Below are 24,153 nucleotides of genomic sequence, written 5' to 3'. Positions count from 1 at the left end.
TGGGCGTGAGGGCTTTTAATCTTTTTTAATGAGAATGGAAGAACGTGTTGGCCTTTCAAGGGGCGTTATATTAATAATAAAGTAGCTTATGATTAGTATGAGGATAATTAATGAATAAATTAACGTATTTAGAGGATGATCATGCTCCACAATAATTAGTCGAATCATTGCTGTGATACCTATATAGATAAAATATCGAAGTGGAAAATGGTAATCCTCCTTAAAATATTTAATGATCATTGTGATGAATTCGAAATATAAAAAGAAAATAAGAATATTGGCAAGGAATAGTTTATAATCACCATCTTCCTTAGCGAATAGTAATATTTTAAGAAATTCAATTAGCTCCTTAAATAATAAAAAACAGAGAATCAATGCTAATAGTACAAGGCAAACATTGAGAAAGAGCTGTAGAGATTTTGGCACAGCTTTAATGAGCTGTAAATAAGTCGTATTTTTTTGCTTCATCCAATTCCTCCAATCGGTCTTGTAAATACATCATCATATGGTCGAGTAGTAGTGTATTATGATATAAATATAACAATTTGTCGTAAATCTTTTCTTATTATTTTGTAAAGTTTTGGTATATTTTAATGAAAGAAAGTTTTCAAAATAATTTAGTGGTATGCTAAAATAGATGTGCATGAATATAAAATATAAAAGGGGTTTTTAAAATGGCAAAATCTGCAAAAACTGATGCGAAAATTACACCAGAACGTTTAGAAGAAGCGTTAAATGTTCGTGATCGACTTATTATCGAGCTACTGGTACAAGTACTTGATGAAAAGCTAGTAATTGAGCGTCCTGTATTACGTGAACGTCTAGGGAACCTTGTAGATCTTGCAGATCACGATGCAGAGCTTAAGGAAACAATCCACGCAGTAATTAACAAACTATAATGTAAAAGAGGAATGCTACGGATATGCGTAGCATTCTTTTTTATATAGTATTTTATCATGTAAAGCGTTCTACCAAGTCGTACATGCGCTCTGCCTCTGTATGAAGCTCCATAGAGGAGTGCATGATAGATGTCACCGCTGACTTTTGTTCGTCAATAGAAGCGTTAATTTGTTCGGTAGCTGCGGCAGATTGTGTAGCGACACTTGCTATTTCGTTGATGGCGTTCATCACGACTATTCGATTTTCCGCCATGTCATTCATTCCTTTGTCTAAAGAAACAAGGTGCTTTGTAATGTCATGAATGGAGTCTGCTAGGAAAGTAAAGGCTCCCTTTACTTCCGTAATCGACATGGCCTGATTTTGTGACAGTTGGAGCGTGTGTATCATTTTTGAATCTGAATTAGCGGTATCGACCTCAATACGCTGTAATAGGTTTCTAACCCGATTAGTAGCTTCATTCGTATCCTCAGATAAATGACGGACTTCCTCAGCTACGACAGCAAACCCTTTGCCATGTTCACCTGCACGGGCTGCTTCAATACTTGCATTTAGCGCTAATAGATTTGTTTGTTCAGAAATGGATGTAATTGTTTGTACGACTTGATGAATTTCTTTCATTTGGCTCGTCAAACTTGAGAAAGTTGTTCTTAATTCCTCAATCACTTGCGTAAACTCACTTGAATTTTGTAGTAATACATCTACTTTTTGTCTACCGTTTTCTTGTGATTGATTAATGATATTCATATTTTCTGTAATCTCACTATATTTATCTGTAGCATTTGAGATAAGTGAGGACAGTGTTTCTACTTTACTAATGGCCATTTCTGCTTCCTCAGCTTGTACTACAGCTCCCTTAGATATATCATTGATGGCTTGATGAATTTCATCAGCAGAAGCAGTCGTCTCCTCAGTAATGGCACTCAGCATTTCTGAAGAAACGCGCATTTGGGACGCACTATCCTTTGTATTGTTGACCATTTCGTGTAAGCTATGTTTCATATTATTCACGTTACTAGCTAGTATACCTAGTTCATCTTCTGTAGTAACAGGTATGTCATCACCAGTTAGCTTGCCTTTGGCAATATCAGATGTAATGACCATAATTTTTCGTATATAGGTTGTCATTCGTCCAGAGAAGAACCAGAAGAGTGATACACCAATAATCGTTGCAAGGATGGTCATGCCTAGTGTGTAGTATAAAACGTTATTCGTACCTGCATTAAAGTCCATTTCGTATGTACCAGCTGCTATAATCCAGCCCCAATGCTTGTCCTTTTCTACATACGTTATCTTAGGCGCAACGATTTCAGGATTTGAGGGAAGGGCCCAATCATAACGTACATATCCTCCTCCAGCATTTGCTGCTTCAATCATTTCTCGTACAAAATAGCGCCCATCCTCTGTTTGTAAATCTGAAATATTTTGTCCTTCTAGGGATGGATGAGTTTCGACCATACCACTATCTTGGAAAGCATAGAAATAAAAATTATCTCCATATTTAACAGGATTATCAATGGATCTTTTGTTATCTTCAATTTTATTACCAACGATCTGTGTTCTAGCACTTTCCTGAGCTTCTTCTAGCGTTAATTTCCCATTTTGAACTTGAGTATCTAACTGTGCAATTAGTTCAAGTATGCCAAGTGTGCCATTTTTAAGACTATCTCGACCTACCTGATCGAGTTCTCCTTTCACCACCATATAATTGACAGTTCCAACTAGTCCTGTTGATAGTAGAATAACTATAATAGCAAGACTAACAAGTTTATTACGTACTGATTTCATAAGATACAACCCCCGTTCCTTCATTCCTTCAATATAGTTCTATTATAATATATAATTTTTTAATAAAATAGAAAATTCTGAAAATAAATACGGTATTTTAAGTGAAATAGGTCCAAAAAAATCACCCCAATCAAGAGTAAAAAACAGCTCTTAATTGGGGTGATGTTGAAGCTTAATATAGCAGGTTTACATCGATTAATACACTTTATCTCCATTGAAAATAGAGTTCTTTACGATTACATAATCAACATTGCGAATAGCCTCTAGCTTTGTGCCACCAGCATATGAAATAGATGACTGTAAATCTTGTTGCATCTCGATTAATGTATCTTTGATGCTACCTTTATGTTCAACGTACATTTTCTTACCTTCGACGTTTTTACGTTCACCTTTTTGGAATTCAGAAGCAGAGCCGAAGTATTCCTTCACTGTTCTTCCTTCGATTTCGATTGTTTCACCAGGTGACTCTTCATGACCGGCGAATAATGAACCGATCATTACCATTGAAGCACCAAAACGTACAGATTTAGCGATATCTCCATGTGTACGAATGCCACCATCAGCAATAATTGGTTTTGTAGCAGCCTTTGCACACCAACGTAGTGCAGCTAGTTGCCAGCCGCCAGTACCAAAACCTGTTTTGATTTTAGTAATACATACTTTACCTGGTCCAATCCCAACTTTTGTTGCATCTGCGCCAGCATTCTCAAGCTCACGCACCGCTTCAGGTGTTCCTACATTACCTGCGATAACAAAGCTTTTTGGTAAATGCTTTTTAATATGCTGAATCATACGAATAACAGCATTTGAATGACCATGTGCAATATCAATTGTAATAAAATCAGGTACCAAATTAGCAGCTGCTAATTCTTCAATAAATGTATATTCCTCTTCTTTTACACCAACGCTAATAGAAGCAATTAAGCCATTTCCTTGCATTTCTAGAATAAAGTTTCGACGAGTTTCTGGTTGGAAACGGTGCATGATGTAAAAGTAACCGTTTTCAGCAAGTTTCTTTGCAAGATTTTCATCGATAATTGTTTGCATATTTGCAGGTACTACTGGAAGTTTAAAAGTGTGACCACCTAAAGTAACAGAAGTATCACATTCTGAACGACTTTCTACAATACATTTTGCGGGAATTAGTTGAATATCCTCATAGTCAAATACGTTATCCATTATATACACTCCTAAAATACGAATATTTTTTAAGATTTAATTTAAATTGTTCGCCATTTGGTAATTTACATGATTTTTGAGTAAATGTCAAAGCTTTTGTGAAAATAAATAAAAAATTTAAAAAGAAAGGAGACAACTTACTTTGAAGATGAAATATTCTAGTTATAATTTGTGTTATGTTTTGTAATCCATGTACAATAGAATTGTTTCAAAAAATGACAAAGGAGTGTTGAAAATGGCAGTAGAGGTTTATTTGAATTTTAATGGAAATTGTCGAGAGGCAGTTGCGTTTTACGAAGACGTTTTTAATACGGACAAGGCTGAAATTATGACGTTTGGAGAGACACCACAAAATCCAGACTATCCATTACCAGAAGAAGCAAAAGATCTTGTCATGCATACACGACTTATTGTATTCGGTAGTAGAATTATGTTCTCAGATACATTTCCAGGCATGCCATTTTCCACAGGGAATAATGTCACATTAGCTGTTGTATCCGATGATGAAGAGCAAATGCGTCAAGCATTTGATAAGCTTAAAGAAGGTGGTAACGTGAGAATGGAGCTTCAAGAAACATTTTGGAGCAAATGTTACGGCTCACTTACAGACAAATTTGGCGTTGAATGGCAATTTAGCCATGAGGTAAATGAATAATTAAATAACAAGATAAAAGCACGATGATAGGGCTAAACCAAGTATCATCGTGCTTTCTTATTTAGTAATTAAAACGATCTACATAGCCTTGTAATTCATCTGCCATATCAAGCAATGTTTTAGCAGAAGAGGCGATTTCCTGCATGGAAGATAATGTTTGTTCCGTTGAAGCGGCAACCTCTTCAGATGCAGCTGCGTTTAGTTTTGCATGATCTGACAGTTCAATAGCAGTAGCGGATACCTCCTCTACAACGGCAGACATTTCTTGTGCTGAAGCTGATATATCCTCCATTTTAGGAGCAATTTCTCGAAGACTTCCAACGATACTTGTAAATTTCTTTTTCGTATCCTCGGATAGCTGTAAACCTTCTTGAACGTCTGCAGAAGCTTTCGTCATCGTTTGTACAGATTTAGCTGTATCTTGTTGTATGCCAGTAATCAGAGTAGAAATTTGCTCTGCTGATTGATGAGATTGCTCCGCTAATTTACGTACTTCATCTGCTACAACTGCAAAGCCTTTACCGTGTTCACCTGCTCGTGCTGCTTCAATAGCAGCATTAAGAGCAAGAAGGTTTGTTTGGTCTGAAATAGCGCTAATAATTTCTATAATGGAGCCAATTTCTTTTGTACGATCAAAAAGGGATTTAATCATCGTATCGGATTGAGCCACAGAATCATGAATGGATACCATTTGATTAACAGTGTGCTCAACAGATTGACTACCTTCTTCCGCTAATTGGATGGCCTGGCTGGATAGGTCTGAAACTTGTAGGGCACTATCTGCTACCTCTACAACACCTTTTGCAATCTCCTCAATAGAAACAGCATTTTGATCGATTCCTGTTGTTTGTTTTTCCGTACTAATCGCTACCTGTTGCATAGCCTCTGTCACTTGCTCAGATGCAGCGATATTTTGCTCAGCATTCGCTGAAAGACCTTGTGCCGAGGTTTGAACATGTTGTGAGCTTTGATCAACATTGCGGATCAGTCTTTTTAAGCTAACTTTCATTGAGACAAATGCTTCAGCAAGCTGTCCTATTTCATCTTTGGTATGAATATCAATAAACTCTGTCAAATCACCTTCACTAATTTTAAGAGCACTTTGCTGTAGTTGTTTAATTGGGTTAACAATAGATTTAATCATTGAGAGCATAAAGATAATACCAACAATAATAGAAATACCAATAATAAGTAATGTAATAGTAAAGGTTGAGGTAGCAGCGTTAGTAGCCTCTGCAATGAACATTGTACCAATTATCTTCCAGCCTGTGATTTCATTTGTTTCAAAGCGTAAATGACGGTCACCTTCAGTAATAATACCTTCCTGCTTTTCGTAAATTTTTGAAACATAATCTTCCGTTGCCTCTGTGCCGCTTTCCTTATCTTTTTGAGCAATATATAACTTATTATTATCTAACAGAGAGGCAAAGCCCGTTTCTCCAATACGTGTTTGATCTGTCAGTGCACTTAGAAGAGAGATATTTAAATCTAAGGCAATTACGCCAGAATCATCAGGAAGAGCTTGCATAACTGTCACAACGATGTTATTTGTTGATTTCGAGATATATGGAGAAGTGATGGATACATGCCCTTTATTATCAATGGCTTCTATATACCAAGGACGTTTACGAGGATCATAATCACTTGCATAGTCATGGACAGGTTCATCAATGATTCGCCCATCAGCAGTCCCTATATATACTAGCTCCACTTCTGGGTGTGTATTTACATATTCCTGAAAAAGACCTTTTAATTCAGCTTTTTTATCATCTTGTAAATAAGACTGATTTATTTTCTTGGCAAAATATTCGATATCATGAACTCTAGGAGCAATTGTATTGGTAATATTACTATTAAGCATACGCACACTTTCCTTGGCGCTTGCTTGCTGCTCTTCGAGTATTTGATTTTTGGTACTTTTAAAGGAGGTATACCCGATTAAAAGTGCGGGAATGAGAAGTATGACTAAAAATGCAAAGATGAGTTTCTTTCTTAAACTAATTCGTTTCATATAATATTCCTCCTTAAACGACATTATTAAGTGTAATAGAATTAACTACGAGATGGGTTATATTACACTAGTAGACTCCTAAGTCGTTCAAATGTTTAATCTGATTCTAAGAGGAAAATGAATAATAATCAACAAAATTTTCTGAAAAATCTGGAAAATAAAGTTATGCAACGCTATTATTTGTAGAAAAATATCTTATTTTGTAATTTCCTATCTTTTTGGAATAGAAAAAATCTGAGTTCAATACTATCGTGAACTCAGATCTAGCAGTTAAATAATTAATATTTAAAACGATTAACATAACCCTGCAATTCATCCGCCATATCAAGTAGGGTTTTGGCAGACGAAGCCATATCTTGCATAGAAGATAAAGTTTGTTCCGTGGAAGCAGCAACTTCTTCTGTAGCAGCAGCATTTAATTTTGCGTGATCGGAAAGTTCAATAGCAGTCGCTGAAACTTCTTCTACAACGGCAGACATTTCTTGAGCAGATGCTGAAATATCCTCCATTTTCGGCGCGATGTTTCGAAGACTTTCGATAATGCTCGCGAATTTTCTACTTGTTTCTTCTGTCAATTGTAAGCCCTCTTGAACATCTGTCGACGCTTTGACCATTGTCTCTACAGATTTTGCCGTATCTTGCTGAATAGTAGTTATAAGCGCAGAAATTTGCTCTGCTGATTGATGAGATTGCTCTGCTAATTTGCGTACTTCATCTGCCACTACCGCGAAGCCTTTGCCATGTTCTCCTGCTCTAGCAGCTTCTATAGCTGCATTAAGCGCTAGTAAATTCGTTTGATCTGATATAGCACTAATCATTTCTAAAATGGACCCAATTTCTTTCGTGCGATCATACAGTGCTTTAATCATTGTATCTGATTGCGTTACAGAATTATGGATAGAATTCATTTGCTGTACCGTTTGTTTGACAGATTGTCCACCTTCTTCTGCCAATTGGATAGCATGACTAGATAGGTCAGAAACCTGCATGGAACTGTCTGCCACTTCAACAACGCCTTTAGCAATTTCTTCAACTGAAATGGCATTCTGATCAATACCTGTTGTTTGTTTTTCTGTACTAATTGCCATTTGGTGCATGGCATCGGCAACTTGCTCTGAGGCAGCGATGTTTTGTTCTGCATTAGCAGATAAATTTTGAGCGGCTGTTTGGACATGTTGTGAGCTTTGATCAACATTTCGAATTAATTTTTTTAAGCTCACCTTCATAGAGATAAAGGCTTCTCCAAGCTGACCTATTTCATCTTTAGAATGGATTTCAATAAACTCCGTTAAATTACCGTCACTAATTTTTAATGCGCTTTGCTTCAATTGATTAATTGGGTTAACAATAGACTTTATCATAAAGAGCATGAAAATAACGCCAACGAGAATGGAAACAATAATGATAATTAAATTTATATTCAATGTGGATGCTGCAGCTTTTGCAGCTTCCGCAGTAAACATTGTACCAATTACCTTCCAACCCGTTAACTCATTCGTAACAAATTGTAAGTGACGGTCTTTTTCAATGATAGTACCGCTTTCCTGCTCATAAATTTTTGTTATGTAGCTTTCCGTTGCCTCTGTACCACTTTCTTTATCTGGCTGAGCAATGTAAATTTTATTGTTATCTAAAAGAGAAGCGAAGCCCGTTTCTCCAATACGAATATTATTCGTAATGTCACTTAATGTAGAAATATTTAGATCTAATCCTAATACGCCAGAACCATCCGGTAATGCCTGAGTAATTGTGATGACAATGTCACCTGTAGATTGTGTAACATATGGTGCAGTAATTGAGGTCTTCCCATTATTAGCTAAAGCCTGCTTATACCAAGGTCTTGTCCGAGGGTCGAAGCCATCAGGATACTCTTGAACAGGCTGATCAAACAGTTTGCCTTCAGCAGTCCCAATATATATCAGATCTACTTCAGGGTGCATGTTGACATATTCACTTAATAATGACTTCAGTTCTAAAATGCTCTCATCTTGAAAGTAAGTTTCACTAAATTTCTGTGAAAAATATTGTACATCTTTCAATTTAGGTTCAATCATGTTTGTAATATTGGAATTTAGAATGCGTACACTTTCAGTCGCACTTGCGCGTTGCTCCTCTGAAATTTGCTGTTCAGCACTTTGGTAAGATACTATTCCAATCAAGAGTGTTGGGATGAGAAGCATGGCTAAAAACGAAAAAATAAGCTTTTTTCTTAAACTTAGTTGTTTCAATTGTATTATCCTCACATAATATTTTATTCTATACTTTTCCCTTAAAGGTAAATAATACTCATTCTATCAGAAATAAAATAAAAGTTAAGTACTTTGAATTAATTATTTCTTAGTAATGTATATCATTATCAATTGTTTGAAATTTCCTTAAATTGATGGCGTTAGAAGCTATATAAAGCTGCTTTTTGATGTATACTAATGCTCAAAAGAGGAGGGAATGAAGTCATGATTCATCAAATAGGACAAGTAATGTTATATGTTAATGATCAAGATGCAATTGTTAAGTTTTGGACAGAAAAAGTGGGGTTTGTGGTCATTTCTGAACAGGAAGAAGCAGGCATGCGCTGGATTGAAATTGCACCAACTAAGGAAGCTCAAACATCCTTTGTGCTTCATAACAAAGAAATTATTGCTAAAATGCAACCTGATCTAAATTTAGGAACACCTTCTATTATGTTTTACGCTGATAAAATTGAAGAGATGTACCAAGATTTTCAGGCAAAGGGCGTAAAAGTAGGAGATCTAGTCATGATGCCAATGGGTAGGGTTTTTAACTTTGCTGACCCTGAAAATAACTACTTTGCCTTGGTTGAAAAGAAAAAATAAATAACGGAATCTGCTTGTTTTTTGTTAGAGTTAAGTAAAAATGAGCAGATTCCTGTTTTAGATTATTTAATAGCTAGATTTGTCGTCTATGATAAATCCTCACCAAAAATACCAACCGTTTGCCGATCTATTACAAATTCATGGCCATTCCATTTTAAAATATTTTCTACATAGCCTAATCCATCAGCATGATATCTACCTGCAATTTCTTGATATCCTAAAATTTCATACGTTCCATCTCGGTCGTAATCAACAGGATATAGTCCTCCAAAAGGATCTACCCAGCCTTCAATCGGTTGCTTCAAGGTGCCATCTGGATTATAAATTTCAGCTAAGTAGTCGGTTCCTTTATACTGTAAATCAATTGTGTATTTAATAGCAGGATTAAAACTCTGAACAACAGCCTTATAATGATCTACATAATTGACCTTATATTTAAGTTTATTATTAAAAGACTCTGCATCAAAGATGGAACGAACTTGATTGTTGATGGAGGAAAAAATCTCACCATTTACAATTCCGCCGCTACCTCCTGTATCAGACACAACCAGAATATCCTCAATATGATTACCAGTAAAATCGCCCAAGAAAATAGTCGGATTATAGCCCATATTTTGTTTCAATGGAAGTTGCTCCATTTGTCTTGTTTGACCATAAAAAATAGACAGTGTTAGATTTCTCCAGAAAGGACTATCAGGCTGTTTAGTGCCCATTAAAAAAATGGTTTCAAAAAAACCATCCCCGTTAATATCTCCAAACTTAGTTTGAATAACTTGTGGAGCCGAATGGGTTATGATTCCACCGTTTAGTGGCGAATTTAAATTATTGGTCATATATGCACCTCTTTCATTAGTCTTAGCATATGTTGTAAGAAAAGCTTGGTGCATAAATCAAAGGTAAAAGTTGAAACTTTGTAATACATATTAAACTTACAAAAAAACTTGAATTTCACCCATTGACATTTTCTAATGCGAAAAGTATTATAAGTGTCAACGAATCAGAAAATTCAGTACCAAATAGTATCTCACTACATTCATGTAGCAAGAGATTTTTTTTCATTATCAATCCTTAGTAAATTTATACGATTTATATATATTAGGAAGAAGGAGATTCATTTGAAGAATTTATTTGTAAAGACAGAGCGACAACGATATTGGCTAGATCAACTAGCTGCTATAGCTGAGCCAATCAAGGCAGAGGCTGTTGAGGTAGATGAGCAATCTCGTTTTCCGTTCGAAGCTCATCGATTACTTTTACAAATTGGCTATCCTCAACTTACTTTACCGAAACAATATGGCGGAGAAGGGTTATCTGTTTATGATATGGTGCTTGTACAAGAGACGCTAGCAAGCTATGACGAAAATGCCTCTCTTTCCCTTGGATGGACATTAGGTGTTGTTGGTGAAATTTATGAAACTAAACTATGGACTGATGATCTATTAATAGCTTTTTCTGAAGAAATAAAGAAAGGGGCCATGATTAATAGAGCTGTTAGTGAGGCGGCAACAGGTAGCCCAACGCGAGGAGGGCGGCCAGGGACAAATGCCATTTCTACTAAAGGTGGCTGGCTAATAAATGGGCGCAAGATTTTTACGACTGCATCTCCGGTGCTCGATTATTTCCTTACCTCCGCTTGGATTGAAGAAAAGCAGCAAGTTGGCTTCTTCCTCATTCATAAGGATGCAGCAGGTCTATCCATTGAGGAGAATTGGGAGATGTCTGCAATGCGAGGCACAAGCAGCCACGACCTTGTGTTAAAGGATGTGCTTGTTGCAACAGAGCATTTAGTAGAGTTACCAAGTCATCCGAGTGGTGGCAAAATAAATGGCTGGATACTCCATATCCCAGCAACTTACTTAGGTATTGCACAAGCAGCCCGTGATTATGCTATTCATTTTGCTAATCACCATCAACCGAATAGCCTGAATGCGCCAATTAGTACGTTGCCAAACGTACAACAGCTTTTAGGGGATATTGAATTAAAGCTCCATCAAGCACGTTTTGTCTTATACGGAGTGGCTGAGGCTTACGATGATCCTGCTAGACGTGGACTAATAACAAATGAGATGGCTGTTGCTAAACACACAGTAACAAACATGGCAATAGATATAGTCGATAAAGCGATGCGTGTAGTAGGGGCGAAAAGCTTACAACTATCCAATCCATTACAGCGTTATTACCGCAATGTTCGTGCAGGGCTTCATAATCCACCGATGGATGATATGACGATAATTAAATTAGCGACTGCCGCTATTGAACAGCAGAAATTATATGAAAATCAATCATTAAATCACGTGAAAAATAAGGAGAAATGACATATGAAGAAGAATAAGATTTTTCAATTTGCTGCAATTGGTTTGGCCTCTATAGCATTATTAGCAGGTTGTAATTCAGGAGAGTCTGCAGATAAAGATTCTGGTGATGGTGAAAAGGTACGTACAGTAAAAGTAGCCTACGATCAAGCTTCAAAGCCTATTAGTTACATTGACGATAATGGAAATCCAACTGGTTATGATGTAGAAGTAATGAAATTAGTAGATGAATTGCTACCTGACTATCAATTTGAGTATGTAGGTACAACAAGTGATGATTTATTAATTGGTGTGGAGCAAGGGAAATATCAAGTAGGGGTTAAAAACGCATTCTTTACTCAGGAACGAACAGAGAAATTTATTTTCCCGAAGGAATTCTTAGGTTTAAGTAGCGCAGGTTTAGTTTTGCGTAAAGAGGATGAAGGCGTGAAAACATTAGCGGATTTTGCGAAAAAGGGCTATTCTTTAGCACCGATTGCTGCAAATAATGCTCAATATACAATTATCGATGAGTATAATACGGCAAATCCAGATAATAAAGTAAAACTTGAGGCCGGTGACGCCTTTACTGTCGATGTAGTGCAGTGGGTAAATGAGGGCCGTGTTGATGGTGGTGTCATGATTGAAGGCCCATTTAAACAACAAGTACTTGCAGAAGATGGACCATATTATAACCTAAAAGATGACGTTGTCTATAACGAATTTGCTGTTATAAAAACATGGCCACTGTTCAATAAAAAAGAGCAGGAATTTGCTGACGCTTATGATAAAGCAATAGCACAAGTTAAAGAACAAAAGAAAACAAATGAATTAAGTACAAAATTCTATGGCCGTGATTTATTTGAAGTACTGGAAAACGTAAATCGTTAGTTTAAAACGGAACGAATAGTAAGGCTGTTGAGTCAGTAATGCTCAGCAGTCTTTATTCATAAAAACAAAAGTTGGTGAGGAAATGGATAAATATTTTGACGCAACCTACATTTGGAACGCAATCCCAGTGTTATTGCCATTTTTAAAAATCACGTTCTTAGTTGCAGGGTCCTCCATTATCTTAGGTACCCTATTCGGCTTATTGCTGGCGGCTGCTAAGCTATCTTCAGTCAAGTGGCTAACTAAATTCGCCAATCTGTATACAACGATTATGCGTTGTACACCCTCCATTGTTTTGTTATTTCTTGTCTACTATGGTGTCCCAGCATTAGCGGAAAATGTTGGTCTTAATCTCCATTCAATTGAAACGGCCATATTTGTTGTCGTAACATTCACCTTACAATTCACGGCAATAATGTCTGAGGTGATACGGTCTGCCTACTTAGCCATTCCAAAAGGGCAGTTTGAAGCAGCCGTTAGTGTCGGGTTAACACCATTCCAAGCCTACCGTCGAATTATTTTTCCGCAGGCGCTGGTCGTCGCTTTACCGAACTTTGGCAATGGCATGATTGCTTTATTACAGGAAGGTGCACTCGCTTATACAATTGGTCTAATTGATATTGTAGGTAAGGCAAATCTAATTATTGCAAGTAACATCAATGCTCATGCCTTAGAAATTTATATTGCATTGGCTATTATCTATTGGGTGTTATCTATTATTATAGAGAAAATATTTACTATATTAGAAAAGGTATTTGGCAAGGGTAAGAAGACCCTAGAAACAACTTAAGGAGGCGTGAGGGTGAATTATCAATTTTTACTTGAAACATTTTTCGTAGCTTTGTCTGGTGTTCCTATAGCGCTCCTAGTCACAGTTGTTGCTTTGGTGATAGCTTTGCCACTAGGTTTTTTGTTAGCACTAACTAGGATCAATAAAATTCCAGTTATTCATCACCTCGCGAAGATTTATGTTTCTTTTGTTCGAGGAACGCCGATTATTATACAAATTTTTATTATCTATAGCAGTATACCTTTAATGTTAAAAATTATTTTTGAAAAATATCATATTGCGTATGATATTTATAAAATCAATCCAATTTGGTATGCGTTTATTGTATTTGCATTCAGCTCAACAGCCATTTTGATTGAGGTCTTTCGATCGGCGTTAAGTACCATTGAAAAGGGGCAACTAGAGGCTGCACACTCAGTAGGTTTGTCAACATTCCAAGCATATACTCGCATCATCATTCCACAGGCATTAGTAGTGGCATTGCCGAATATTTGCACAGCTACAGTTAATCTTATTAAAGCTACATCGCTAGGCTACGCAATGTCGCTTCCTGAAATTACACTGAAGGCAAAAGTAGCGGCAAACGTTGGCTACAATTATGTAGAGGCCTATTTGGATATCTTTATTGTGTACTTAATTTTATGTAGTACGGTTGAATACTTGTTTAAGCGTTATGAGAAATATTTAAGCAAATACAAAATGGCAAATGTCTAAGGGGTGAATTAGCATGTTAGAAATTAAAAATATTCATAAATCATTTGGTGGCAATGAAATCTTAAAGGGTGTTGATTTAGCCATTGATAAAGGGGACGTTGTTGTTATTTTAGGTCCCAGTGGTTCAGGAAAAACAACATTATTGCGTTGTATCAATTTTTTAGAGAAGGCTGATCAAGGCCATGCGACATTTGGAGATATTCAGGTTGATTTTCAACATGTAAAGAAAAAAGACGTGCATGCAATTCGCCAGCGTGTCGCATTTGTCTTTCAAAACTATAATCTATTCACTAATAAAACAGCATTAGAAAATGTAACGGAAGGATTAATCATTGGACGTAAAATTCCTAAAGCACAGGCTGTGGAAATTGGTAAAAAGGCACTTGATAAAGTAGGTTTATCAGACAAATATGATGCCTATCCAAGTCAGTTGTCAGGAGGTCAACAGCAACGTGTTGGTATTGCACGAGCAGTAGCTTTGAATCCTGATATTATTTTATTTGATGAACCAACGTCCGCACTTGACCCTGAGTTGGTAGGTGAGGTTCTACAGGTCATGAAAAATATTGCAGCGGAGGGTACAACAATGCTTGTAGTAACACACGAAATGGGCTTTGCCAAAGATGTTGCCAATCGCGTAATTTTCATGGATGGAGGAGTGGTTGTAGAGGAAGGTAGCCCTCATGATATTTTCGTCAGCCCAAAAGAGGAGCGAACGAAGAAATTTTTAAAACGTGTTATTCCAGAAGACTATACGTTCTATATATAAAACAGCAAGAGAACAGGAGAATCTGTTATTTACAGATTCTCCTGTTACCTATTATTGAAGGAAATACGTTAATTTGTTGATCGAGTAAATGTGAAGCTCATGCATAGCTCTCGTACACGCCGTATAGAAATAGTACCGCTCGCTTTCTCTTGAGTAATTAGCGGCAGATGCATTATAGATGATTACCGCATCAAATTCGATCCCTTTCGCCATGTAAGCTGGAAGTAATAAAATACCCTTCTTAAACTGCTTTGAATTATGGTTGATTAATTGAATATCTACTCGATTGTTTAATTGCTTATAAACGGCAGAGCATTCGGCTGCGGTTTTACAGATGACAGCAATTGTTTCGAATTCAATAGATAAATGGTCGATATTTTGAATAATATGATCCATTAATTCCAATTCATTTGGCACAATAGTAATCGATGGTTCAGGGCCATTTCGGTTAAATGCTTCTACTTCACTACCATCATTCAATATTTTGGCAGTGAGTTGTATGATTTGCTTTGTCGAACGATAGCTTTTGGTTAATATCATTTTTTCTGCCTGCTCACCATATAATTGAGTGTCGAGTAGAGAAGGATTATTAAAGGTATGTGGATGAATCGTTTGGTGGCCATCACCTAAAATGGTCATACGTGCTTTTGGGAATAACTGCTGTAATACAGTAAGTTGAAATGGCGAATAATCCTGTGCTTCATCTATTAACACATGACGGATCATCCTATTGGTCTGTTGTCCTTCAATTTTGTCCTGTAAATATAAAAATGGTGCAGTATCCTCATAGGCAATCAAACGCTTTGCTAAATTAGGGAGTGTTTGTAGACAAATGTCCTCCCAATTGTCTGGCATAAGGTGTTGTAAATCCCTGTTAATAGAACTATTCAAATCAAAGAGCTGTCGATATGTACCCAACATATGGACAAACTTTAACTTGTTAACAGAGTTACGTAATGGTTTAAAGTGTTTTTTGACAATTTGTCTCGCTAATTTATAGCGTTCTTGATCAAAATCGTCAAATGAGTTTTCAGTATAGCGACCCTCATATAAAAGTTCACTATAAGATTTGGAATAATCTTCTTTATCTAATAGCTCAGTAGCTTCTTCTACCCATTCCTTTGTACGCTCAGCCTTTTCCAATTTCGTTAGTTGCTGCAATAACCATTCTTTTACTAATTGTAGGCGATCTGGTATCGACATAGTAGAAGGGAAAGAATAGAAGTATTCGGTAATTTCCTGTGCAGTAATAATCCGCTCTCCACGAAAAACGATATTTTTAAATAATAAGCCTTTATCGGATAAATAACTCGCATATTGATCGATTATATGTTTATAAGCGAGACTCGCTTTAAAAGAAATGATGCTTAATTTTGTTTGATACTGAGCATCATCCTTTTCTGTTAACAGTTCTTCAAGCTGCTCATAAGGATACTCTAATTGAAACTGTTTACCTAATCGTTTTTCAGCATATTCTATAAACGTTAACTGCTGCATATTGTCTTCCCCTAAATCAGGTAAGACAGAATGAACATATTGATTAAAAAGTTGGTTAGGTGTAATTAGCAGAATTTGATCGGCAGTCATTTCATCACGATAACGATAAAGTAGATAAGCTACCCGCTGTAAGGCTACAGCTGTTTTGCCACTACCTGCCACGCCTTCAACAATAAGATAGCGTGAATTTACATGGCGAATAATTTTATTTTGCTCTGCTTGGATTGTCGCAACAATACTACGAATATGCTCATTTGCATTTTGCGCAAGGATATCGAGCAGTAGGTCATCACCAATTGTAACGCCCGTATTAAACATGGATTGTAGTTGACCATTTTTAATAATAAATTGCCGTTTTAACAGCATTTCTCCATGAATTTCTTCACCTAATGTTTCGTAGGATGCATCACCAGGTGTGTAGTCATAATACATACTCGATATAGGCGCTCGCCAATCAAAAATGATGATATTTTCATCCTGTTCATCCAATAATGTGGCTACACCAATATAAATTTTTAAAGGGTCTTGTTGACCATCTTGTACAAAGTCAATACGAGCAAAATAGGGTGACTGTTGTAAACGTTCATATACCTTTACATTACGAATTGCCCGTTCCTGTGCTAGCTCTGAGTCAGATAAAAGCTCTGCCTGCTGCTTAATTGCAAAAAAGGTTTCGTCTACATCCTCAGCGGTATCTAGATTGACTCTCACATCGTTCCAAAAGGATTTCTTTAAGGCAACAGCATTTTCTTTAAAACCTTTTTCTTTATGCTCTAACTCTTTTATTTTATGAACAATAATGTTTAAAGAATCCTCAAGGTGATGCTTTTCTTCTAGCCATTCTTTTTGATTTTCCAACGTTTACTCACATTCCTCTCCATAGTTATTTGCTTCCTTTGACAGTAACCCTCACCTCAATAGATGGTGAGAAGAGGGTAATTGTGCTGCTTTTTTAACTGTTTGTCCAACCACAAATTTGAATATAGTGAAAGTATCCAAATGCAGATGATATGGGGGGATTGAAGCAGGAAATTTATCATACATCTACTTCGGAAAGAAGTATAGTCTAGAAATTATTGTAAATTTATGATACAATAAATGTGTAAGGTAATAAGATATTGATAAACAGAGACAGCTCTACAAAAAGGTGGAGCCGTCTTTTTTATATGTAATATTGCTTCATATTATGACTGATTATCATAAATTGTTATTAAAAATAATGGATGAAATGCTATTGAGACACTAAAGAATGTGGCATGCCATACGATAAAGAAACTTGAAGGGAGGTGAAAAGAATGAAGGTAATCTTTACAGTGGGGTTGCCTGGTAGTGGGAAAAGTACATTTGTGAAACAGTTAGCTAAAAATGAAAATGCAATTGTCCTATCAAGCGACGCTATACGTCAGGAGTTATTTGGGGATTCAACAAGGCAAAAATCACGTATAGTCTTTCGTACATTATATGAACGTCTTAATGACTTAGTGGCAAAAGGGTTTTCTGTCATTGTGGATGCAACCAATATTGAACGAGAGCGCAGGATGTTTGCACTTCGTAAAATACCAAGTAATGTGCAGAAGGTATGTTATTACTTTGATACACCTTATTCAATCTGTGTAGCTAGAAACCAGCAAAGGAAAAGACATGTACCATTAATCGTGATGGAAAAAATGAGAAAGCATTTAGAGTTCCCGACAGTAGGAGAAGGGTTTAATGAATTGCATATTATTCATGAATCAAGTCCCTATGATCTTTCTCGACAACAATTTGTTTCACTCATACAAGGCCACCCCACCTATGAAGAGCTTTTTCAAACACTTCAAGCAGTCCCACTTTTCAAAGAAATTTATCAATTCGATCAAGAAAACCCATTCCATCAATTTTTACTATGTCAGCATACGTATTTTGTGTACGCGTATATCAATGAGTACTACTTAGAAAGCGATAAACTAGCTCTACAAATAGCTGCATTGTTTCATGATGTCGGTAAACCAGCTTGTAAAAAATATAAACCTTTGCAACAGCGTTATGGTTATTTTGGGCATGAAAATGTCTCGGCTCAACTGGTTTGCCATTTTCTATTAGAGTTGGGCTTTGAAAAGGAATTTGTATTAAAGGTTGTTCATTTAGTGCAATTTCATATGTTAATCCAGTATGGGGGAGATAGAGGTGGAAGCCAAATTTATCATTTATTAGATGGTGATTTATTAACAAGGCTTTATTTTTTCCGTGAGGCAGATCAATTTGCCAAGTAAACTTTAGGAAAGGAAGGTGAAAATATGACGAAATTAATGAAGTACCCAAGAAGTTTTCATTTACCATGGAGCAGGGGTTATACCGATGATGATAAAGTTGCTAGAAATGTGAATCATTTTATTGGAAAGGAGGTTGTTGTCACTGAAAAGTTAGATGGAGAAGGTACAACGCTTTACAGAGACTATATGCATGCTAGAAGTATTCATTCAGCCAACCATCCTTCTAGACATTGGGTAAAAACATTTCACGCGAATTTTGCGTATCGGATTCCAAAGGACTGGCGCTTATGTGGTGAAAATGTTTATGCCAAGCATTCTATTTATTATCAAGGATTAACAAGCTATTTCTATTTGTTTAGCATTTGGAATGAAGAAAATATTTGTTTGAGCTGGGATGAAACCGTGGCCTTTGCAGCAGAGTTAGGTATAGAAACAGTGCCCGTTTTATACCGAGGGATTTTTGACGAAGAACAGATAAAACGTACATTCACTGGAAAATCATTCTTTGAAGGGGAACAAGAGGGGTATGTCATTAGAAATACTAGCTCATTCCATTACGAAGATTTCCGCTATAATTTAGGGAAATTTGTGAGACCGCAACATGTTCAAACAAGTGAGCATTGGCTACAAGAAGAAATTATTCCAAATAAATTAAAATCCTAACCAATTAAGAAGAGAAGGGACTGAGCACAATGTAATACTATAGCAAGCATTCAATAATCATCTATTACGAGGTAGGTGCAAGGAGTGCATATCCCTTTCCAATGGGAGTACGGGTTCGATTCCTGTTATCCTCGCCATAAAAAAATGAACTCTCTTCATTAGGACGAGAGTTCATTTTTGTTTGTTTATTTAGTGTAATTATCGAAGTAGCCTTGAATGTAAATCATTGGTGTTCCTTTGTCACCCGAACCAGATGTAAGGTCAGATAGGGAACCGATAAGGTCTGTTAAACGACGCGGTGTTGTTCCTTGTGCAGCCATTTGACCTGTTAAATCTTCATCTTTATTTTGGATGTATTCAGAAATAGCAGCCTTTAGTTCTTCGCCTCGAAGGTCTGCAAAATCATTGTCCGCTAAATATTTTAATTTAACCTCGTTCGGTGTTCCATGTAATCCAGCGGTGAATGCTGGGGATACAACAGGATCTGCAAGCTCCCAAATTTTACCCACAGGATCTTTGAATGCGCCGTCACCATAAATCATAACTTCTACTGTTTTTCCTGTAGCTTCTTTAATTTTTGCTTGGATTCCATCAACAATCGGTTGGCAAGTATGTGGGAATAATTTAACACTATCCTCTGTTGCTTTGTTCGAGCCAAGTAGACCATACTCAGCATTGAAACCAGAGCCATTAATTGATTCAGCTAAAATATTATCAAGGCTGTAAACTTTTTCTGCACCGTTCGCTGTTAGAATACGTTTTGTGCGGAAGCGTGAATGAATATCACATGTTAAGATACTCTTTGTGTAATTTAAAATTGTTTTTGGATTATTTGAGAAGATGACCTCACACGTAGCCCCTTCTGCTTCGATTAACTCTTTATAGTATTCAATATAATCTACACCAGTAAATGTGTGTTTTTTATAGCCAAAATGCTCGCGGAATTCAACCTCATTGAGTGTATCCGTCCATGGGTTAATGCCTTTTACATCGAGCTCATCAATATCTACAAGGTGATTACCCACTTCATCAGATGGGTAGCTTAGCATTAATACTACCTTTTTTACACCTTTAGCGATGCCTCGTAAACAATTGGCGAAGCGGTTTCGACTTAAGATGGGGAAAATAACGCCTACCGTATCATCTCCAAACTTAGCCGCTACATCTATGGCAATATCATCAATTGTAGCATAGTTTCCTTGTGCACGTGCCACGACAGATTCAGTTACTGTCACAATATCACGATCCTCTATTGTATATCCTTCAATATGTGCAGCATTTAACACTGTATCTACAACAATTTGTTCAATATTATCGCCTTCATTAATAATAGGACCACGAAGACCTCTTACAACTGTACCGATTACACGTTCCAATTTAATCTCTCCTCATTCTATCTAGCGTAAAGTGATATAAAAACCATATGATTTTACTATAAGGCTCGTTAATGATATAAGTAAAATTAATAGTTTATATAATAGCTATAAGAGGTGCTTATATGATAGGGAAATTAGATTTATATCGTGTTTTTAGTGTTGTAGCAAAAAATAATAGCTTTTCTAGTGCGGCAAAAGATTTATATATGACACAGCCAGCTGTAAGTCAGGCAATGATGCAATTAGAAAATGAACTTGGCACACGTCTTTTTAATCGAACTCCTAAAGGTGTGACATTAACAACAGAGGGTAGCCTACTTTTTGAATATACTAATTCTGCTTTAGGGCTTTTAGATGCTGGTGAAGAAAAGTTACTTGAATTCAAAAATTTAACAACAGGGCAATTAAAAATAGGTGTAGGTGATACGATCTCACGCTTCTTTTTAATGCCTTATTTAGAAGCATTCCATACAATGTATCCGAATATTAAATTGCAAATGCTAAATGGCACAACCTCTGAAATTTGTAATTTTATTAAATCGGGTGAAGTAGATATAGGGTTTTGTAATTTTCCAATTGAAGATTCAACATTACAGTTAACGGTATGTACAGATATTCAGGATATTTTTGTCTGTGGGGAAAAATATAAAACACTTTCATCTAAAAGTTTAAACTATGAGGACCTTTTAAAATTTCCACTTATCTTTCTAGAGAAAAAATCGAATTCAAGGAAGTATGTGGAAGATTATCTTTTTGCAAGAGGCGTTCACATAGAGCCAGAGTTTGAGCTAGGCTCACATGATTTAGTACTCGAATTTGCGCGTAGTAACCTTGGCATTGCATGTGTAACAAAGGAATTTTCAAAGGACTATCTTCAACGTGGACTTCTTTATGAATTAACTTTAAGGGAAAGTATTCCTACGAGAAGTATTGGTATGTGTTATTTGAAGTCAGTACCTCTTTCTAGAGCAGCAATGAAATTTGTTGAAATCATTGAAAGTAAACATTTTAATACGAGAAGAACCATAAAAAGAGCTTAGCGACGAGAAAAGAATCGCTATGCTTTTTTTATTAAGATATCAATCAGTATGTCGACATTGCGCTTATTTTTCATGGTAGGTGAGCAAAGATAAGAAAATGTTCGCATAAAGTGCTGTCCTTCAAGGCGCAGAATAGTCATATCTCCATTTTTTAATTCACGTTCTATCACACAGGCAGACAATAAAGAAAGACCAAGTCCCTGCATTACACTCTCCTTCACGCCCTGATTACTGCTAATAGTCAAAAGCGAATGAATCTGTAAACCATTTGCTCTGAATAAATGATCCAGATAATAACGTGTTCCAGAGCCTTCTTCACGCGCAACCCAGCTTTGCTGCTGGAGTTTATCAGCAGTCAGAGGTTGTTGCTTTGTAAGAGGATGTTTACTGTCGCTAACAATAAATAACTCATCTTGCATAAATGGCTTAATGACTAGTTCATTATCATGAGCCTGTCCTTCAATTAGACCTATATCGACTTGCAGTAATTTTGTATATTGAATGATTTCTTTTGTATTGCCAATAATAATTTGAAGTTCAAGTTGTGGGAATTGTTGCTGTAAGCTTGCAATAATTGGAGGTAATATATATTCGCCAATTGTAAAGCTTGCCCCAATGACTAGCGTACCTTGTACCTCTTGATGATAGGCAGCGATATCTTCTTTTGCAGCTTCAGCTATCGCCATGATTTGCTTTGCTCGTTTATAAAGAATTTCACCAGTTGGTGTAATTTGCACCGATTTTGGGGAACGAATAAATAAGGTTGTTTGTAATTCTTGCTCTAGATTCTTAATGTGTAAGCTAACACTTGGTTGTGAAATATGAAGTATTTCAGAGGTCTTTGTAAAATTATTGACCTCAACCAGTGTGATAAATGTTTTTAAAGCATCCAATTGCATATCTTCACCCCTATTATTAGAAATATTAATAATAATAATTATATATATGTATTTTACTAATAGTGCACTCTTTATTAAAGTAATAATCAACAAGGGAGAAAGAAGTGAACATCATGGTTAATAGACAGCTTAAATTAAAATCTACTCTTAATCCAAATTTCTTGAAGGGGATATTGTTAACGCTTCTTATTGCTTTAGTAGCGAAATATATTGCCACATTTCCTTTCCTTTCAATATTGGGACAGTTGGTTATTGCCATTATATTAGGGATGACCTGGCGAGCAACATTTAAAGTACAAGATTCTTGGCAAGTAGGTATTTCATTTTCCAGCAAGAAGCTATTACGCTTTGGTATTATTTTATTGGGTATGCGCTTAAATTTGGCAGATATTTATCATGCGGGTGCTAACGTTTTTTTAATTGCAGTCATTAATCTGCTATTTGCCTTAATTGTTGTGTACGGCCTAACAAAAATATTTAAAGTCGATCAAAAGCTAGGGATATTAACGGCTTGCGGGACTGCCATTTGCGGAGCTGCTGCAGTAGTGGCAATTGCACCTCAAATTAAAGCAAATGAAAAGGAAACGGCGGTAGGGGCAGCGATTGTTGCGTTATTGGGGACTATTTTCACACTTATTTATACGGTACTTTATTCCATCATCGATTTAACACCTACTGCGTATGGGATTTTCGCAGGGGGGACATTACATGAAATTGCGCATGTAATTGCAGCTGCATCTGCTGGTGGAAATGAAGCAATTGATATAGCCGTCATCGTGAAATTAACACGAGTGGCCCTACTCGTACCTGTAGCAATTGTTATTGGTATTTTCTATCGAAGAATGGACAAAAGTGAAGAGAAAAAAGCCTTTTCTTTATCCATCATACCGTGGTTTATTTTAGGATTTTTAGCGATGAGTGCTATCAACTCTTTAGGGATTATACCGGCGAATGTATCGCAAGCATTAGTAGATACTGCTTATATCTTAATTGCGATGGCAATGGCTGGTCTAGGGCTAAATGTTGAAATGAAAACATTTAAGGAGCTAGGTGTAAAGGCATTTATTGCAGGTTTAATTGGCTCGGTCTGTCTATCCGTGCTGGGCTATATACTAGTCATTCTTTTATATTGATTTAATCAATGTTTCTTATACCAAGAAAAAAGACCCTGCATGATCGTTCAACCATGCAGGGCTTTTTAGATAGAATCAGAAGATAATGTATAAGTAATTTAATCGTCGTTTATTAATTTAAGGCTTCAATAGAAGAAGCTAATTCCGCCACCACTATTTTGCTGCCGATAATTGGACTGTCAGCCTTTTCTCCCTCAGAGCCCGAATTTGGGCGTTGATGGGCTGCAGCAAATGCATCGCTATTACGCCATGCTTGGAAATGCTCCTTAGATTCCCAATACATATTAACACTCATTTCATCATAAGTAGGATCATCAGTTGAAATTAATACCTCTACTTTATGAAAGCCTTCAAACTGTTGCAGAGGACCTGGCTTTGTAAAATTTGGTGCCATTCTCGCAGCAAAACCGGGTTTTACTTGAATACGATTAGTTACAATAATCATGCTTTTACCCCCCTTAATTTCATTTACTA

Annotated in this window: 22 protein-coding genes; 12 read left to right on the top strand and 10 right to left on the bottom strand. The window is 36.4% G+C overall.

The genetic code is table 11. The features are described from left to right. Nucleotides 1–15: 15 nt before the first annotated feature. Entirely contained in the window at nucleotides 16–468 is a 453-nt protein-coding gene (psiE, locus tag BFM98_RS21335) for a phosphate-starvation-inducible protein PsiE (protein ID WP_054548510.1), read from the bottom strand. Nucleotides 469–674: 206 nt separating this feature from the next. Here psiE and BFM98_RS21330 point away from each other — a divergent pair, with 206 nt between their 5' ends. Further along, a complete protein-coding gene (locus BFM98_RS21330; RefSeq protein WP_016992248.1) occupies nucleotides 675–899 on the top strand; it encodes a hypothetical protein in 225 nt (74 codons plus the stop codon). A gap of 55 nt (nucleotides 900–954) precedes the next feature. Here BFM98_RS21330 and BFM98_RS21325 read toward each other — a convergent pair whose 3' ends face one another. Beyond that, nucleotides 955–2,685, bottom strand: coding sequence for a methyl-accepting chemotaxis protein (locus BFM98_RS21325; RefSeq protein WP_016992247.1), 1,731 nt, complete (start codon nucleotides 2,683–2,685; stop codon nucleotides 955–957). Nucleotides 2,686–2,880: 195 nt separating this feature from the next. Continuing rightward, a complete protein-coding gene (gene guaC, locus BFM98_RS21320; protein ID WP_004233490.1) occupies nucleotides 2,881–3,864 on the bottom strand; it encodes a GMP reductase in 984 nt (327 codons plus the stop codon). Nucleotides 3,865–4,099: 235 nt separating this feature from the next. On the opposite strand from guaC, the gene BFM98_RS21315 reads away from it, so the two are divergent. Further along, entirely contained in the window at nucleotides 4,100–4,519 is a 420-nt protein-coding gene (locus BFM98_RS21315; protein ID WP_016992246.1) for a VOC family protein, read from the top strand. Nucleotides 4,520–4,580: 61 nt separating this feature from the next. On the opposite strand, the gene BFM98_RS21310 is transcribed toward BFM98_RS21315, so the two are convergent. Together BFM98_RS21310 and BFM98_RS21305 are read right to left on the bottom strand one after the other, a co-directional pair. Next, the gene (locus BFM98_RS21310) at nucleotides 4,581–6,530 is read right to left on the bottom strand and encodes a methyl-accepting chemotaxis protein (RefSeq protein ID WP_066038325.1); all 1,950 of its coding nucleotides are present in this window, start codon (nucleotides 6,528–6,530) and stop codon (nucleotides 4,581–4,583) included. A 278-nt stretch (nucleotides 6,531–6,808) separates the two neighbouring features. Beyond that, nucleotides 6,809–8,758: a methyl-accepting chemotaxis protein gene (locus tag BFM98_RS21305; RefSeq protein ID WP_054548513.1), complete on the bottom strand. Its 1,950-nt coding sequence runs from the start codon at nucleotides 8,756–8,758 to the stop codon at nucleotides 6,809–6,811. 225 nt (nucleotides 8,759–8,983) lie between these two features. Between BFM98_RS21305 and BFM98_RS21300 the strand changes: the two genes are divergently transcribed. After that, entirely contained in the window at nucleotides 8,984–9,364 is a 381-nt protein-coding gene (locus BFM98_RS21300; protein WP_048395473.1) for a VOC family protein, read from the top strand. 86 nt (nucleotides 9,365–9,450) lie between these two features. On the opposite strand, the gene BFM98_RS21295 is transcribed toward BFM98_RS21300, so the two are convergent. Further along, on the bottom strand, nucleotides 9,451–10,197 hold the full coding sequence (locus BFM98_RS21295) for a hypothetical protein (RefSeq protein ID WP_048395475.1): 747 nt from the start codon (nucleotides 10,195–10,197) through the stop codon (nucleotides 9,451–9,453). A 282-nt stretch (nucleotides 10,198–10,479) separates the two neighbouring features. On the opposite strand from BFM98_RS21295, the gene BFM98_RS21290 reads away from it, so the two are divergent. The 5 genes from BFM98_RS21290 (at nucleotide 10,480) to BFM98_RS21270 (ending at nucleotide 14,819) form a co-directional block, all read left to right on the top strand. After that, nucleotides 10,480–11,679, top strand: a complete 1,200-nt coding sequence (locus tag BFM98_RS21290; protein WP_066038324.1) for an acyl-CoA dehydrogenase family protein — start codon at nucleotides 10,480–10,482, stop codon at nucleotides 11,677–11,679. Between the two features lie 3 nt (nucleotides 11,680–11,682). Next, nucleotides 11,683–12,546, top strand: coding sequence for a transporter substrate-binding domain-containing protein (locus BFM98_RS21285; RefSeq protein ID WP_048395478.1), 864 nt, complete (start codon nucleotides 11,683–11,685; stop codon nucleotides 12,544–12,546). An 82-nt stretch (nucleotides 12,547–12,628) separates the two neighbouring features. Next, complete coding sequence (locus BFM98_RS21280) at nucleotides 12,629–13,336, top strand: amino acid ABC transporter permease (protein ID WP_048395479.1); 708 nt, start codon at nucleotides 12,629–12,631, stop codon at nucleotides 13,334–13,336. Between the two features lie 12 nt (nucleotides 13,337–13,348). Beyond that, on the top strand, nucleotides 13,349–14,050 hold the full coding sequence (locus tag BFM98_RS21275) for an amino acid ABC transporter permease (protein WP_004233514.1): 702 nt from the start codon (nucleotides 13,349–13,351) through the stop codon (nucleotides 14,048–14,050). Nucleotides 14,051–14,063: 13 nt separating this feature from the next. Next, on the top strand, nucleotides 14,064–14,819 hold the full coding sequence (locus BFM98_RS21270; RefSeq protein ID WP_048395482.1) for an amino acid ABC transporter ATP-binding protein: 756 nt from the start codon (nucleotides 14,064–14,066) through the stop codon (nucleotides 14,817–14,819). 51 nt (nucleotides 14,820–14,870) lie between these two features. Here the strand turns inward: BFM98_RS21270 and helD are convergent, their stop codons facing one another. Then, entirely contained in the window at nucleotides 14,871–17,174 is a 2,304-nt protein-coding gene (helD, locus tag BFM98_RS21265; protein WP_066038323.1) for an RNA polymerase recycling motor HelD, read from the bottom strand. A 437-nt stretch (nucleotides 17,175–17,611) separates the two neighbouring features. Here helD and BFM98_RS21260 point away from each other — a divergent pair, with 437 nt between their 5' ends. Together BFM98_RS21260 and BFM98_RS21255 are read left to right on the top strand one after the other, a co-directional pair. Further along, nucleotides 17,612–18,568, top strand: a complete 957-nt coding sequence (locus tag BFM98_RS21260; protein WP_054548519.1) for an AAA family ATPase — start codon at nucleotides 17,612–17,614, stop codon at nucleotides 18,566–18,568. Between the two features lie 24 nt (nucleotides 18,569–18,592). After that, complete coding sequence (locus BFM98_RS21255) at nucleotides 18,593–19,231, top strand: RNA ligase family protein (protein WP_048395489.1); 639 nt, start codon at nucleotides 18,593–18,595, stop codon at nucleotides 19,229–19,231. A gap of 185 nt (nucleotides 19,232–19,416) precedes the next feature. Here the strand turns inward: BFM98_RS21255 and BFM98_RS21250 are convergent, their stop codons facing one another. Further along, nucleotides 19,417–20,607, bottom strand: a complete 1,191-nt coding sequence (locus BFM98_RS21250) for a coenzyme F420-0:L-glutamate ligase (protein ID WP_054548521.1) — start codon at nucleotides 20,605–20,607, stop codon at nucleotides 19,417–19,419. Nucleotides 20,608–20,729: 122 nt separating this feature from the next. Between BFM98_RS21250 and BFM98_RS21245 the strand changes: the two genes are divergently transcribed. Then, entirely contained in the window at nucleotides 20,730–21,647 is a 918-nt protein-coding gene (locus BFM98_RS21245; protein WP_066038322.1) for a LysR family transcriptional regulator, read from the top strand. 17 nt (nucleotides 21,648–21,664) lie between these two features. Here the strand turns inward: BFM98_RS21245 and BFM98_RS21240 are convergent, their stop codons facing one another. Next, the gene (locus BFM98_RS21240; protein ID WP_054548523.1) at nucleotides 21,665–22,546 is read right to left on the bottom strand and encodes a LysR family transcriptional regulator; all 882 of its coding nucleotides are present in this window, start codon (nucleotides 22,544–22,546) and stop codon (nucleotides 21,665–21,667) included. A 113-nt stretch (nucleotides 22,547–22,659) separates the two neighbouring features. Between BFM98_RS21240 and BFM98_RS21235 the strand changes: the two genes are divergently transcribed. Then, a complete protein-coding gene (locus BFM98_RS21235; RefSeq protein WP_066038321.1) occupies nucleotides 22,660–23,679 on the top strand; it encodes a YeiH family protein in 1,020 nt (339 codons plus the stop codon). A 112-nt stretch (nucleotides 23,680–23,791) separates the two neighbouring features. On the opposite strand, the gene BFM98_RS21230 is transcribed toward BFM98_RS21235, so the two are convergent. After that, nucleotides 23,792–24,124 carry a heme oxygenase gene (locus tag BFM98_RS21230; RefSeq protein WP_048395499.1) on the bottom strand — a complete coding sequence of 111 codons (333 nt, stop codon included), beginning with the start codon at nucleotides 24,122–24,124 and terminating at the stop codon, nucleotides 23,792–23,794. Between the last annotated feature and the right edge of the window lie 29 nt (nucleotides 24,125–24,153).

This window comes from Lysinibacillus sp. AR18-8 (assembly GCF_001705465.1).
Classification (GTDB): domain Bacteria; phylum Bacillota; class Bacilli; order Bacillales_A; family Planococcaceae; genus Lysinibacillus; species Lysinibacillus capsici.
The sequence above is the reverse complement of the archived record's forward strand: the minus strand, read 5'-3'. Positions and strand labels throughout refer to the sequence as shown.